This window comes from Mycobacterium sp. E342, from assembly GCF_001667665.1.
GTDB lineage: Bacteria > Actinomycetota > Actinomycetes > Mycobacteriales > Mycobacteriaceae > Mycobacterium.
Genome location: NZ_LZJM01000130.1, coordinates 20,654 through 36,768, shown reverse-complemented (window position 1 = coordinate 36,768; position 16,115 = coordinate 20,654). Strand labels below are relative to the sequence as shown.

The window sequence follows — 16,115 nt, the reverse complement described above, 5'->3', positions numbered from 1 at the left end:
CTTCGACTTCTCGGTCTGGGAGATCTTCGGGTCGCTGCTGCGCGGCGCCCGGCTGGTGATCGTGCCCGACGCGGTGGTCCGCTCGCCGGAAGAGCTGCACGCCATGCTGATTCGCGAACAGATCAGCGTGCTCAGCCACACCCCTTCGGCGGTCGCGGCTTTGTTTCCGCATGGTCTGGAATCGGTCGCGACGCTGGTGATGGGCGGGGAGCCCTGCCCGGACGAGGTGGTCGACCGGTGGGCTGCCGGGCGGGTGATGGTCAACCAATACGGTCCGACCGAGACCACGATGTATGCGGCCATGACCCCGCCGCTGGCCGCGGAAACCGGAGCGCCGCCGATCGGCTCGCCGGTACCCGGTGCGGCGTTGTTCGTGCTGGACACGTGGCTGCGGCCCGCTCCCGTCGGTGTGGTCGGTGAGTTGTACGTGGCCGGCCAGGGTGTCGCCTGCGGGTACCTGGGCCGGTCGGGGCTGACCTCTTCGCGGTTCGTGGCCTGCCCGTTCGGGGCGCCCGGACAACGGATGTATCGCACCGGGGACCTGGCGTGCTGGCGTGCCGACGGGCAGCTGCAGTACCTGGGGCGCATCGACGATCAGGTCAAGATCCGCGGCTACCGCATCGAGCTCGGCGAAATCCGCACGGCGCTCGCCGGTTTGGCAGGGGCCGGGCGGACGGCGGTGGTCGTCCGCGAGGACCGCCCCAGCGACAAGCGCCTCATCGCCTACATCACCGGCACCGCCGACCCGACCGAGATCCGCACCCGGCTCGCCGACCGGCTGCCCAACTACATGGTCCCGGCCGCCGTCGTCGCCGTGGACGCAATCCCGTTGACGGTCAACGGCAAACTCGACACCCGCGCCCTGCCCGCCCCCGACTACCAGAGCACCGAGCAGTACCGCGCCCCCGGCGACGCCGTCGAGGAGATCCTGGCCGGCATCTACGCCCAGGTGCTGGGCGTGGAGCGCATCGGCATCGACGACTCCTTCTTCGATCTGGGCGGGGACAGCATCTTGTCCATGCAGGTCGTGGCCCGCGCGCGGGCGGCCGGTGTTCTGTTCCGCCCGCGCGACGTCTTCGTCGAACAGACGGTGGCCCGGCTGGCCCGGGTAGCCGGCGTGGCCACCGGCGACGACGTGGCCGACGACGGCGTCGGCCCGGTGGTCGCGACCCCGATCATGCGCTGGCTGCGGCAGATTGACGGTCCGGTCGATCAGTTCAACCAGACCATCGTGGTGCAGGCCCCCACCGGCGTCACCCGTGACGACGTGGTGGTGCTGCTGCAGGCCCTGATCGACCGGCACCCCATGCTGCGGCTGTGTGTGGACGACGACGGCGCCGGCGGCTGGTCGCTGCACGCGCCCGCGCCCGGGGCGGTCGACGCGCGCGGCTGCCTGCACGTCGTCGACGCGTTGTCCGAAGAGGCCGTGCTGGCCGCGCGGTCGCGATTGGACCCGGCGGCGGGGGTGATGCTGCGCGCGGTCTGGGCGGAGCCCACCGGGCGGTTGGCGTTGATCGTCCACCACCTGGCCGTCGACGGGGTGTCCTGGCGAATCCTGTTGGAAGACGTCAACATCGCCTGGGCCCAACAGCGCACCGGGCAGCCGATCGCGTTGCCGCCGGGCGGGACGTCGTTCGCCCGCTGGTCGGCGATGCTGGAGCAGCACGCCCGGCGCCCCGAGGTCGTCGACCTGGCGCGCGCCTGGCGCGACGTGGCGGCCGCCCCGGCGCCGTTGCCGGCGGTGCGTCCGGGCGCCGACACGTACGAGACGGCCGAACAGTTGTCGGTGTCAGTGGATGCCGACACCACGCGCATGTTGCTGGGGGCAGTGCCGGCGGCGTTTCACGCCGGTGTCCAGGATATTTTGGTGGTCGCCCTCGGGTTGGCGATCAACGAATTCCTGGGCACCGGCGCGCCGCTCTGTATCGATGTCGAGGGCCACGGCCGCCACGAGGACGCCGGACCGCGCGTCGACCTGTCGCGCACCGTGGGGTGGTTCACCGCCAAATACCCCGTTGCGCTCCGGCTCGGCACGCCGCACTGGCCGAAGGTCAAAGCGGGCGAGCCCGAGCTGGGCGCGGTCGTCAAAGATGCCAAGGAGCAACTGCGTGTGCTGCCGGACGGGCTGACCTACGGGCTCCTGCGCTACCTGAATCCCGAAGTGGGCCTGGATGATTCGGACCCGGTGATCGGGTTCAACTACCTGGGACGGCTCGGGGGGACGGCCGAGCTGTCCGACGAGTTGTGGCGGCTCGATCCGGACAGCCAGTCGTTGACCGCCGCGGCGGCCGCGCTGCCGATGCCGCTGGGGCACACGCTGGAACTCAACGCCGGCGCCATGGACACGGCGAACGGCCCTCGCCTGCAGGCCAATTGGACATGGGCGCCCTCGGCGCTGACCCGCGAACAGGTCGGCCGACTCAGCCGACTGTGGTGTGACGCCCTGGCCGGCATCTGCGCGCACGTGCGCAACGGCGGGGGCGCCTTGACCCCGTCGGACATCGCCCCCGCCCGGCTGAGCCAGCAGCAGATCGACGAGCTGTGCCGGCAATACCCGATCGCCGACGTGTTGCCGCTGACGCCGCTGCAGCGGGGACTGCTCTTCCACGCCGGCACCGGGCTCGATCCCGGGGACGACGTGTACGCGGTGCAGCTCGACATCACGGTGTGCGGCCCGCTCGACCCCCAGCGCCTGCGCGAGGCGGTTGGCGGCGTGCTCAACCGGCACCCCAACCTGATGGCCCGGTTCTGCGAAGCGTTCGAGGAGCCGGTGCAGATCATCCCCGCCGAGCCGGCCGTGGCGTGGCGCTACGTCCAGCTCGATGCCGACGATGCCGGCCCGGACGAGCAGGTCGCGCAGCTGTGCGCCGCAGAGCGGGCCGCGGTGTGCGACCTGGCCGGCCGCCCGGCTTTCCGGACTGCGCTGGTCCGCACCGCGAAGGACCGGCACCGGTTCGTGTTGACCGTCCACCACATCGTGATGGACGGATGGTCGCTGCCGATCGTGCTCCAGGAGATCTTCGCCGGCTATTACCGGGAGCGGTTGGCGCCGGCGGCGCCGTACCGCAGCTACCTCACCTGGCTGGCCGGCCGCGACCTGGCGGCCGCGCGAGCGGCGTGGCGCCACGTGCTCGACGGCTTCGACACCCCGACGTTGGTGCGCCCACCGGGACCGGCGGGGCGGCGGGGCGTCGCCACGTTCACCGTGCCGGCGGAAACCACGCGGGCGCTGAACGGTCTGGCCCGCGCATCGCACACCACCGTCAGCACCGTCCTGCAGGCCGCCTGGGCGCAGCAGCTGGCATGGCTGACCGGCCAGGACGATGTGGTCTTCGGAGCCGTGGTCTCCGGCCGCCCGACCGAGGTCCCCGGCGCCGAATCGATGGTGGGCCTGCTGATCAACACGGTCCCGGTCCGGGCCACGATCACCGCGACCCAAACGGTCGCCGGCCTCCTCGACCAGCTCCGCCGCGCCCACAACCAGACACTCGAACACCAGCACCTCGCGCTGGCCGAAATTCACCGCGCCACCGGTCACGACCAGTTGTTCGACACCCTGTTCGTGTACGAGAACTACCCGATCGACACCGCCGCGCTGGCCGGCGCCCACGAAGTCGCCGTCACCGCGTTCACCAGCCGCGAGTTCAACCACTATCCGCTCTCGGTGCAAGCCGTGCCGGGCGACGAGCTGGGCCTGCGCGTCGAATTCGACACCGACGTCTTCGACGCGGCCGGCATCGAGACGCTGATCGAGCGGTTCCGCGGGGTGCTGCTCGCCATGACCGCCGACCCGGACCGCCCGTTGTCGGCGATCAGCGCCCCCGAGGAGCCGGAGCACGCCGTCGCATGGGGCAACCGCGGGGTGCTGGCCGAGTCGGTGACCGGGTTCTCCATTCCGGAGATGTTCGCCGCGCACGTGGACCGCGCCCCGGAGGCGGTGGCGCTGAGCTTCGACGGCCGCTCCATGACGTACCGGGAGTTGGACGAGGCAGCCAACCGCCTGTCGCGCCTGCTCGCGGCCCACGGCGCCGCGCCCGGAACCTTTGTGGCGCTGCTGTTTCCGCGATCCGACGACGCCGTCGTCGCGATCCTGGCGGCACTCAAGGCGGGGGCCGCCTACCTGCCGATCGATCCCGGGCTGCCCGCGGCGCGGATCGGGTTCATGATCGCCGACGCCGCGCCGGTCGTCGCCGTCACCACGGCCGACCTGCGCTCGCGGCTCGTCGGCTCCGGCGTGCCGGTCATCGACGTGCATAACCCGCCGATGGACACGGGCCCCGCCACGGCCCCGAACGCACCGGTCCCGGAGGACATCGCGTACCTGATCTACACGTCCGGCACCACCGGCGTCCCCAAGGGCGTCGCGGTCACCCACCACAACGTCACCCAGCTGATGACGTCGCTGCATGCGCCCCTGCCTGCCGCGGGCGTCTGGTCGCACTGCCACTCGCTGTCCTTCGACGTCTCCGTCCAGGAGATCTTCGGCGCGCTGCTGGACGGCGGGCGCCTGGTCGTGGTGCCCGAGTCGGTGGTCCGCGCACCGGAAGAGCTGTGCGCCTTGCTGATTCGCGAACAAGTCAACATCCTCAGTCAGACCCCGTCCGAGGCCGGCACCCTGTCGACGGAGGGCCTGGATGCCGTCGCGATGGTGATCGGCGGCGAACCCTGCCCGCCCGAGCTGGTTGACCGGTGGGCACCGGGCCGGGTGATGGTCAACGCCTACGGCCCCACCGAAACCACCGTGGACGCGGCCATCAGCGCGCCGCTGACCGCGGGCGGCGGAGCGCCGATCGGGTCGCCGGTCTCCGGCGCCGCGTTCGTGGTGCTGGACAGGTGGCTGCGGCCGGTACCGGCCGGTGTGGTCGGGGAGTTGTATGTCGCCGGTCGCGGCGTCGCGTGCGGTTACCTGGGCCGATCCGGCTTGACCGCATCGCGATTCGTGGCCTGCCCGTTCGGCGGGACGGGAACGCGCATGTACCGCACCGGTGACCTGGTGCGCTGGAGCGGCGACGGGCAGCTGCGGTATGTGCGGCGCGCCGACGATCAGGTCAAGATCCGCGGCCATCGCATCGAACTCGGCGAGATCCACGCCGCGCTCCTCGCTCTCGAGAGCGTGCAGCAGGCGGCGGTCGTCGCCCGCGAGGGCCGGTTGGTCGGCTACGTGACCGGAACCGTCGACCCGGCCGGGGTCCGCGCCGCGCTCGCCGAGCGGTTGCCGCCCTACATGGTGCCCGCCGCGGTCGTCGTATTGGACGCAATCCCGTTGACGCTCAACGGAAAACTCGACAAGCGGGCGTTGCCGGCACCGGAATACCACGACGCCGAGTCCTACCGCGCCCCGACGACGCCGGTCGAGGGAATCCTGGCCGAGATCTACGCGCGCGTACTGGGATTGGCCCGCGTGGGGGTCGAGGAGTCGTTCTTCGACCTGGGCGGCGATTCCCTGGCGGCCATGCGCCTGGTCGCCGCCGTCAACGCGGCCCTGGACACCCACCTGTCGGTGCGTGCGGTGTTCGAGGCCCCCACCGTCCGCCGATTGGCGCCGCTGGTGGGGCCGGGCGGCGACGGACCGGCGCGCGTGGTGGCCGGAGCGCGGCCCGCGGTGCTGCCCCTGTCCTTCGCCCAGTCCCGGCTGTGGTTCATCGACCAGCTGCATGGGCCGTCGCCGGTGTACAACATGGCCGCGGCGGTGCGGCTGCGCGGACATTTGGATCGCGCCGCGTTGCGCGCGGCGCTGGCCGATGTGCTGGCCCGTCACGAAAGCCTGCGCACGGTGTTCGTCGCGGCCGAGGGCACGCCCCACCAGGTGGTGTTGCCGCCGGAGCACGCCGACGCCCGGTGGGAGGTGGTGGACGCCACCGAATGGTCCCCGGAGCGGTTGGAACAGGCCGTCGAGGCCGCCGCGGGGCGCCCATTCGACTTGGCCGCCGAGATCCCCTTGCGGGCAGAGCTTTTCAGGATCGCCGAGGACGAACACGTCCTGGTGGCCGTGGTGCACCACATCGCCGCCGACGGCTGGTCGCTCACCCCGCTGGTGCGCGACCTCGGCGTGGCCTATGCCAGCCGGTGCGCGGGCCGGGCCCCCGGCTGGGCGCCGCTGCCGGTGCAGTACGCTGACTACACCCTGTGGCAGCGGAGCCGGCTCGGCGAACTCGACGACCCGGACAGCCCGATCGCCGGGCAGTTGCGCTACTGGCAGGATGCGCTGGCCGGGATGCCCGAGCGTCTCGAATTGCCCACTGATCGGCCCTATCCGGTGGTCGCCGCTCATCGCGGTGCCAGTGTCTGCGTGGAGTGGCCCGCCGACCTGCAGGACCGGGTGCGCGAGTTGGCGCGGGCGAACAACGCGACCAGTTTCATGGTGATCCAGGCCGCCCTGGCGGTGCTGCTCGCCAAACTCACCGCGAGTTCCGATGTGGCCGTGGGCTTCCCGATCGCCGGGCGTCGCGATCCCGCACTCGACGACGTGGTCGGCTTCTTCGTCAACACCTTGGTGTTGCGGGTCGATCTGGCCGGGGATCCCAGCATCGCCGAGCTGCTGGCCCAGGTGCGCCGGCGCAGCCTTGCCGCCTACGAGCATCAGGACGTGCCCTTCGAGGTTCTCGTGGAGCGGCTCAACCCCACGCGCAGCCTCGGGCACCATCCGCTGGTACAGGTGATGCTGGCCTGGCAGAACACCGAGCCCGCCGAACTGGCGTTGGGCGATCTACAGGTCACCGCGCTGCCGGTGGACACCGGCACGGCCCGCACCGATCTGTTGTTCTCGCTGGCCGAACGCTGGACCGCGGACGGACGGCCCGCCGGGATCGGTGGTGCAGTGGAGTTCCGCACCGACGTGTTCGACACCACCACCGTCACAACGCTTCTGGCGCGGCTGCGGCGGGTGCTGGAGGCCATGGCCGCCGACCCCGCGCGCCGGTTGTCGTCCGTCGACGTGCTCGACCAGGCGGAGCGCGCACGCCTCGAGGTCATCGGCAACCACGCCGCGCTGAGCCAGCCCGAGCCGGCGGCGAGGTCGATTCCGGAAACGTTCGCCACGCAGGTGGATCGCGCGCCGGAGGCGGTGGCCGTCAGCTGTGAGGGCCGTGGCCTGACCTACCGCGAGGTCGACGACAAAGCGAATCGCTTGGCGCACCGGCTCATCGAGGTTGGCGCGGGCCCGGGGGAGCGGGTGGCGCTGCTGATGCCCCGGTCGGCCGAGGCGGTCGTGGCGATCCTGGCGGTGCTGAAAGCCGGGGCGGCCTACGTGCCGGTCGACCCGGGGCTGCCGGCTGCGCGGATCGACTTCGTCCTGCACGACGCCGCACCGGTCGCCGTGCTCACCACGGCCGGCCTGCGGTCGCGGCTCGACGGTTGCGACCTGCCCGTCATCGACGCCCACGACGCGGTCGACGCCCGCCCCGGCGCGCCGCTGCCCGCCGCGGCGCCCGACGACATCGCCTACGTCATCTACACCTCCGGGACGACCGGGACTCCCAAGGGTGCGGCGGTCACCCACCGCAACGTCATCGAGCTGCTGGAGTCGCTGGACGCCGAGTTGGAGCTGGGGCAGGTGTGGACGCTGTGCCACTCGCTGGCCTTCGACTTCTCGGTGTGGGAGATGTTCGGCGCGTTGCTGCACGGGGGCCGCCTGGTGGTGGTGCCCGACGAGGTGGTCCGTTCGCCGGAAGACCTGCATGCCTTGCTGGTTCGTGAACAGGTGAGCGTGCTGAGCCAGACGCCGTCGGCGTTCTACGCGTTGCAGACCGCCGACGCGTTGGCGCCCGAGCTCGGCCAGCAGCTCAAGCTGCAGACGCTGGTGTTCGGCGGCGAAGCGCTCGAGCCCCGGCGCCTGGCGACCTGGTTGGACGGCCATCCGGGACGGCCACGCATCATCAACATGTACGGAACGACCGAGACCACGGTGCATGCCTCGTTCCGCGAGATCGTCCACGGCGACATCGGCGGCGGCGGCAGCCCCATCGGAATTCCTCTGGCGCATCTCGCCTTCCTGGTGCTGGACCACTGGTTGCGGCCGGTGCCGGCCGGGGTGGTCGGCGAGCTGTACGTGGCCGGCCGGGGGTTGGCGTGCGGATACGTCGGCCGGCCGGGCCTGACGGCGTCGCGGTTCGTGCCGTGCCCCTCGGGCCCGCCCGGGCGACGCATGTACCGCACCGGGGACCTGGTCCGCTGGGGCGCCGACGGGCAGCTGCAATACCTCGGCCGCGCCGACGATCAGGTCAAGATCCGCGGCTATCGCATCGAGCTCGGCGAAATCCACGCGGCGCTGAGCGGTTTGGATGGGGTACAGCAGGCCGCGGTGATCGCCCGCGAGGACCGCCCCGGGGACAGGCGGCTGGTGGGCTACGTGACCGGACACGCCGACCCCGCCGGCATCCGCGCCGCGCTCGCCGAACGGCTGCCCGCCTACATGGTGCCGGCCGCCATCGTCGTCGTGGACGCAATCCCGTTGACCGTGAACGGCAAGCTCGACACCCGGGCCCTGCCGCCGCCCGACTACCGCGATCCCGGTCGTTACCGCGCCCCAGCCACCCCCACCGAGGAGATCCTGGCCGCCATCTACGCCCAGGTCCTGGGCCTCGACCGGGTCGGCGTCGACGACTCCTTCTTCGATCTGGGCGGGGATTCGCTGGCGGCGATGCGCGTGATCGCGGCCGTCAACACCGGCCTGGGCGCCCACCTCGGGGTGCGGTCGCTGTTCGAGGCGCCCACCATTCACCAGTTGGCGCCGCGCCTCGGCAACGACGGGGCGGGGCGCACACCGTTGCCGGCGATCGAGCGGCCGGCGGTGATTCCGTTGTCCTTCGCCCAATCCCGGTTGTGGTTCCTCGACCAATTGCAGGGACCGTCGGCGGTGTACAACATGGCGGCGGCGCTGCGGCTGGACGGGCGCCTGGATGCGGACGCGTTCCATGCCGCACTGGGCGACGTGGTGGCCCGTCACGAAAGCCTGCGCACGGTCTTCATCGCGGCCGAGGGGACACCGCAGCAGGTCGTGATGACACCCGAGGAGGCCGACGTCCGGTGCGACGTGGTCGACGCCACGGCCTGGCCGCAGGACCGGTTGACCGAGGCCGTCGAGGCCGTCGCCCACTACGCGTTCGACCTGAAGACCGAAATTCCCCTGCGCGCTTGGCTTTTCCGCACGGACACGGAAGAGCACGTGCTGGTGACGGTGCTGCACCACATCGCCGCCGACGGCCTGTCGCTCGCGCCGCTGGTGCGCGATCTCGGTGTGGCCTACGCCGGCCGGTGCGCGGGCGAGCCCCCGGAATGGCGGCCGCCGGCCGTGCAATACGCCGACTTCGCGCTGTGGCAACGCGCGCATCTCGGCGACCCGGACGACACGGACAGCCCCATCGCCGGTCAGTTGCGGTTCTGGGAACACACACTGGCCGGGATGCCCGAGCGACTGGTGCTGCCCACCGATCGGCCCTACCCGCTGGTGGCCGATCACCGCGGGTCGACCGTGGCCGTGCGGTGGTCGGCCGAACTGCAGCAGCGGGTGCGCGAGGCGGCGCGGGCGCACAACGCGACCAGTTTCATGGTCGTGCAGGCCGCGCTGGCGGTGCTGCTGTCGACGCTGAGCGGAAGCAGCGAGGTGGCCGTCGGCTTCCCGATCGCCGGGCGCCGCGACCCATCGCTGGACGGCGTGGTCGGTTTCTTCGTCAACACCCTCGTGCTGCGGACGGATCTGGGCGGGGACCCGACGGTCGCGCAGCTCCTGGCGCAGGTGCGCGGGCGCAGCCTGGCGGCCTACGAACACCAGGACGTCCCCTTCGAGATGCTGGTCGACCGGCTTCGGCCCGCGCGCAGCCTGAGCCATCATCCGCTGGTGCAGGTGATGCTGGCCTGGCAGAACAACGACCCGACCGAGCTGAGCCTGGGCGACCTGCACGTCACCCCGCTTCCGGTGGACACCCACACCGCCCGGATGGACCTGACGTTCTCACTGGCCGAACACTTCAGCGACACCGGTGAACCCGCCGGGATCGGCGGGCAGGTGGAGTTCCGCACCGACGTGTTCGACACCGGCACCATCGAAACGCTGGTCAAGCGCCTGCACCAGGTGGTGCTGGCCCTCACCGCCGACCCAGCACGGCCGTTGTCGTCGATCGACGTGCTCGATGACGACGAGCGCGCCCGCCTCGACGAGTGGGGCAATCGCGCGGCGTCCGGCCGGCCGGAAACGTGGCCGTCGATCCTGGAGGCCTTCGCCGCGCACGTCGGCCGCACCCCGGAGGCGGTGGCCGTCAGCTGCGGGGACCGCACGTTCACCTACCGGGAGCTCGACCGGGCCGCGAATCGGTTGGCGCACTCGCTCATTGACCGCGGGGCCGTCCCGGGCGAATGCGTGGCGCTGCTGACGGACCGCTCGGCCGAGGCCGTCGTGGCGGTCCTGGCGGTGCTCAAGACCGGGGCGGCCTACCTGCCGCTCGACCCGGGGCTGCCCGCGGCGCGGATCGAGTTCGTCCTCGCCGACGCCGCGCCGGTCGCCGCGCTGACGACCGCCGGTCTCCGGTCGCGGCTGGACGGCTTCGAACGCCCGGTCGTCGACGTCGACGATCCGGCCCTGCACGCCCAGCCCGCGAGCGCGCCGTGGGCGACACCGACGGCCGACGACGTCGCCTACATCATCTATACGTCCGGCACCACCGGGACCCCGAAAGGCGTTGCGGTCACCCACCGCAACGTCACACAGCTGTTCACCCCACTCGACGCGCCCCTGCCGGCGGGGGGAGTGTGGTCGCAGAGCCATTCGCTGGTCTTCGACGTGTCGGTCTGGGAGATCTTCGGTGCGCTGTTGCACGGCGGGCGGGTGCTGGTGGTGCCCGACGCCACCGCCCGCTCCCCGAAAGACCTGCACGCGCTGCTGACCGCCGAAAACGTCAGCGTGCTCACCCAAACCCCCTCGGAGGCCGGAATTCTCGCGCCCGAGGGTCTGGACTCGGCCGCCTTGGTGGTGGCCGGGGAGGCCTGCCCGGAAGAGGTGGTGGACCGGTGGGCGCCGGGGCGGACCATGCTCAACCTCTACGGCCCGACCGAGACCACGATGTGCGTGGCGATCAGCGCGCCGCTGGTCCCCGAGTCGGGAATACCGCCGATCGGCTCGCCGGTGCCGGGGGCCGCGCTGTTCGTGCTCGACGGGCGGCTGCGTCCGGCGCCCACCGGGGTCATCGGGGAGCTGTATGTGACGGGGGCGGGCCTGACGTACGGGTACGTGCGCCGGGCCGGTCTGACCGCGTCGCGGTTCGTGGCGTGCCCCTTCGGGGTGCCCGGGCAGCGCATGTATCGCACCGGGGACCTGGTGCGCTGGGGCACCGACGGCCAGCTGACGTACCTGGGCCGGGTCGACGAACAGGTCAAAATCCGCGGGCACCGCGTCGAACTCGGTGAGGTCCGCGCCGCCCTGGCCGCTTTGGCCGGCGTCGAGCAGGCCGCGGTGATCGCCCGGGAGGACCGCCCCGGCGACAGACGGCTGGTGGGATACGTGACCGGGACCGCCGACCCGGTGACGCTGCGCGCGGCGCTGGCCGACCGGCTACCCGCCTACATGGTCCCGGCCGCGGTGCTGGCGGTGGACGCGCTGCCGTTGACGGTCAACGGCAAACTCGACACCCGGGCGTTGCCCGCGCCGCAATACACCGATCGGGACCGCTACCGCCCGCCGGCCACGCCGGTCGAGGAGACCCTGGCCGACATCTACGCCCAGGTCCTGGGCGTGCAGCGGATTGGCGTCGAAGACTCGTTCTTCGATCTCGGCGGCGATTCACTGTCGGCCATGCGCCTGGTCGCGGCGATCCACGCCGCCCTGGGCATCCATCTGCCCGTGCGCGCCGTGTTCGACGCCCCGTCGGTGCGGAACCTGAGTCAGCAATTCGACTCGTATGCAACGGATTTCGACGCCACACGCAAGGCCCGTCCCAGCTTCGCGTCCGTGCACGGTCGTGACGCCACCGAGGTGTACGCGAGCGATCTGACGTTGGACAAGTTCATCGATGCGGCGACGCTGGGCGGCGCACCGTCGTTGCCGAGCCCGAGCTCGCAGGTGCGGACGGTCCTGTTGACCGGGGCGACCGGTTTCTTGGGCCGTTATCTGGCCCTGCAGTGGCTGGAGCAGCTGGAGCTGGTGGATGGCAAGCTGATCTGTCTGGTGCGGGGCGGCTCGGACGAGGAGGCTCGTCAGCGGCTGGAGAAGACCTTCGACAGCGGTGATCCGTTGTTGCTGAGCCGCTTCCATGAACTCGCCGACGGCCATCTTGAGGTCGTTGCGGGGGACAAGGGGGCGGCGAACCTGGGCCTGGATGAGCCGACGTGGCAGCGGCTGGCCGACACCGTCGACCTGATCGTGGACTCGGCGGCCCTGGTCAACGGCGTGCTGCCCTACAGCGAGCTGTTCGCCCCCAACGTCGCCGGCACCGCCGAGCTGATCCGGCTGGCGCTGACGACCAAACTCAAGCCCTACACGTATGTTTCGACCGCCAACGTCGGGGACGGGATGGAGCCGGCGGCGTTCACCGAGGACGCCGACATCCGGGTCATCAGCCCCACCCGAACCATCGACGGCGGTTACTCCAACGGCTACGGCAACAGCAAGTGGGCCGGCGAGGTGTTGCTGCGCGAGGCCCACGACCTGTGCGGGCTGCCGGTCTCGGTGTTCCGCTGCGACCTGCTTCTCGCCGATGTCACCTACGCGGGACAGCTCAACCTGTCGGACATGTTCACCCGGATGGTGCTGAGCCTGGTGGCCACCGGCATCGCGCCGCGCTCGTTCTATCGGCCGGACGCCGAGGGCAATCGGCAGCGGGCGCACTTCGATGCGCTGCCGGTCGAGTTCGTCGCCGAGGCCATCACCACGCTGGGCGCCCAGGTGATGGAGGGGTTCGAGACCTATCACGTGATGAACCCGCACGACGACGGGATCGGCATCGACGAGTACGTCGACTGGCTGATCGAGGCCGGCTATCCGATCGAGCGCATCGACGACTTCGGCGAGTGGCTGCAGCGGTTCGAGGCCGCCCTGCGCGAACTGCCGGAGCACCAGCGCCAACACTCGGTGCTCCCACTGCTGCTGCCGCCCGGAACGCAGCAGGTCGAGTCCGGTGAACCGGCCCGCGGGTCGTTCGCCCCGACCGACCGCTTCCGCGCCGCGGTGCGCGAAGCCAAGATCGGCCCCCACAGCGACGATCCAGACATCCCGCACGTCACGGCGCCGGTGATCGTCAAGTACGTCACCGACCTGCAGCTGCTCGGACTGCTGTAAACGTCTGAGCGGCAGGAGGTTTCGCGCGGGCGAGCGCAATGCCCGGCATTCGGGCCACGTCGGAGCAAAGCCTGACTACCATGGCCGGTGATCGTGACGGTGTCCCGCCAGCACACGAAAGCGCTCACCATGACAACAGCCCGCGTGCCCAAGTTGCCGCTCGACGAGGCCACGGCCGCCGCCGACGAGGCGGCGGTGCCCAACTACATGGCCGACCTGAGCATCTTCCAGGTGCTGCTCAACCACCCGCCGCTGGCGCGGGCGATCAACGATCTGCTCGCCACCATGCTCTGGCACGGCGCGCTCGACCCCCGGCTGCGCGAGTTGGTGATCATGCGGATCGGCTGGCTCACGGCGTGCGACTACGAGTGGACACAGCACTGGCGGGTCGCTTCACGGCTCGGCGTCGCGCCCGACGATCTGCTCGGCGTGCGTGACTGGCAGGCCTACGACGGATTCGGCGCGGTCGAGCGGGCCGTGCTGGCCGCCACCGACGACGTGGTGCGCGACGGCGCGGTGAGCGACGCCAGCTGGGCGGCCTGTGAGCGTGAATTAGACGGTGACACAACGGTTCTCATCGAACTCGTCACCGCGATCGGTGCGTGGCGGATGGTCGCGTCGCTGCTGCACAGCCTCCGGGTCCCGCTCGAAGAGGGCGTATCGAGCTGGCCGCCGGATGGCCGGTCGCCCGCGCCGGCCGTCGTCGATTGACATATCGATCGATATCTCTTTAGCGTCGGGCAATGCGTACCAGAGTCGCCGAAATGCTCGGCGTCGAGTTTCCCATCTGCGCGTTCAGCCACTGCCGCGACGTGGTGGCCGCGGTGACCAATGCGGGCGGTTTCGGCATCCTCGGCGCGGTGGCGCACAGTCCCCAGCGGTTGCAGAACGAGCTGACCTGGATCGAGGAGCAGACGGGCGGCAAACCGTTCGGGGTCGACCTGTTGCTGCCGCCCAAGTACGTCGGTTCGGACGAGGGTGGCATCGACGCCAAGCAGGCGCGGGCGCGGCTGCCCGAGGAGCACCGCGCGTTCGTCGACGACATCCTGGCCCGTTACGGCATCACCGCGCCGGCCCAGGAGTTGCGGGCCTCCGCCGGCGGCCTCAACATCTCGCCCAAGGGCTACGAGCCGCTGCTCGACGTGGCGTTCGATCACGACATCCGGCTGATCGCCAGCGCGCTCGGGCCGCCGCCGGCCGACCTCGTCGAACGCGCCCACGACCGCGGCGTGCTGGTGGCCGCGTTGGCCGGCACCACCCGCCACGCGCAACGGCACGCCGCAGCCGGCGTCGATCTGATCGTCGCGCAGGGCACCGAGGCCGGGGGCCACACGGGCGAGGTCGCCACCATGGTCCTGGTGCCCGAGGTCGTCGACGCCGTGGCGCCGGTCCCCGTTCTCGCCGCGGGCGGCATCGCCCGCGGCCGCCAGATCGCGGCGGCCCTGGCCCTGGGCGCCGAAGGCGTGTGGTGCGGGTCGGTGTGGCTGACCACCGAGGAAGCCGAGACGCCGCCGGTGGTCAAGGACAAGTTCCTGGCCGCCACCTCCTCGGACACGGTGCGCTCGCGCTCGATGACGGGCAAGCCGGCGCGGATGTTGCGCACGGCCTGGACCGACGAGTGGGACCGGCCGGACAAGCCCGACCCGCTCGGCATGCCGCTGCAGACCGCGTTGGTCACCGAGCCGCAGGTGCGCATCAACTCCGCGGCCGCGCACCCCGGGGCCAAGGCGCGCGAGCTGGCCACCTACTTCGTTGGCCAGGTGGTGGGCTCGCTCGACCGGGTTCGCCCTGCGCGAACGGTGGTGCTCGACATGGTCGAGGAGTTCATCGACACCGTCGGGCGGCTCGACGGCCTCGTCGAGAGCTGATCAGCGTGTTTGAGCCGCCTGCGCGGCGGCCCGGCAAACGCGAGGTGAACAACCGGCGCCCAACGGGGGTGGCTATCCGCCCAGCTCATGGCGTCAACCTGACTGAATCCTGTGTGCCCGCCCCGGAAACCCGTAAAGATTGGGAAACGCTGCGCGGAGGAGTTTGACCCCGTCGGACCCGTCGTGCATTATCGGTCGGGTAAGCACCTCGTTAGGTGAGGCGTCTACACGAATACAGGCCACTGACCCCGAACGTCGAAAGACGCCCCGGGTCAGGACAGCTCCTCCCGGCTTAAGGGTTGAGCCCAGGTGGCTTCCGGGACACCGGACACGTCGTGTGGTGCCGAATCTCTGACGAGAGGGGTGCGGATCTTCCGGCGATGCCGGGTTTTCTGCTCCTCATGCTGCGCGCAAAATCGCGTGCGGATCACCGCACGCGTCGTGATCGCGAGGAGGTGAGGGACACATGAGTTCCAGCGACAGTCCGGATCGAAGTCCGAACTCCGTCTCGTCCCTGTCCGATCTCCGGCACGACGTTCTCGGCTGAGTCGTCGTAACGCTAAGTGGCTTGTCGGCCAAGCGTTCTCAAGGATCGGAACCGCGACGGGACGGGACACGTCAGTCCAGTTAGTCCCCGTTCTGCCGAACCCCGCCTAGGAGGCGACCATGACCGTAGCCCTGCACGACGAAGTGGTGACCGTAGCGCCCGCCCGCACGCTGAGGGTGGTGCGCGATGTTGACGTGACGCAGGCCGCCGTTGCGGCCCCGGCGCCCAAGAAGGCCACCCGCCAGGTCCACAAGCAGCCCGTGCTCGCCGGCGACCCGCTGGTGGAGGGCGCCACCCGTCTGCTCAGCGTCCCGCTGCGCCACGTCTACGCGGCGCTGTGGCGCGTCGGAGTGCTCGAAATTCAGGCCTGATCCGATGGGCAGCGACCAACCAAGGCTCCAAGGGGCTACCCGGCCGCAGGTGTTTCCTGAGGCCA

At 70.9% G+C, this 16,115-nt stretch carries 4 protein-coding genes and 1 riboswitch; all 4 genes read left to right on the top strand.

Annotated features, from left to right (window positions below; genetic code table 11):
* Window positions 1-13,264, top strand: a 13,264-nt coding sequence (locus A5692_RS08440; protein WP_156765984.1) for a non-ribosomal peptide synthetase, incomplete at its 5' end; no start/stop codon positions are given.
* Between the two features lie 129 nt (window positions 13,265-13,393).
* The gene (locus tag A5692_RS08435; protein WP_068054618.1) at window positions 13,394-13,975 is read left to right on the top strand and encodes a carboxymuconolactone decarboxylase family protein; all 582 of its coding nucleotides are present in this window, start codon (window positions 13,394-13,396) and stop codon (window positions 13,973-13,975) included.
* Window positions 13,976-14,007: 32 nt separating this feature from the next.
* A complete protein-coding gene (locus tag A5692_RS08430; RefSeq protein ID WP_068054606.1) occupies window positions 14,008-15,132 on the top strand; it encodes a nitronate monooxygenase family protein in 1,125 nt (374 codons plus the stop codon).
* A gap of 200 nt (window positions 15,133-15,332) precedes the next feature.
* A riboswitch (M-box (ykoK) riboswitch) is annotated at window positions 15,333-15,502 on the top strand.
* A gap of 296 nt (window positions 15,503-15,798) precedes the next feature.
* A complete protein-coding gene (locus tag A5692_RS08425; protein ID WP_068054603.1) occupies window positions 15,799-16,050 on the top strand; it encodes an Rv1535 family protein in 252 nt (83 codons plus the stop codon).
* Window positions 16,051-16,115 lie beyond the last annotated feature (65 nt).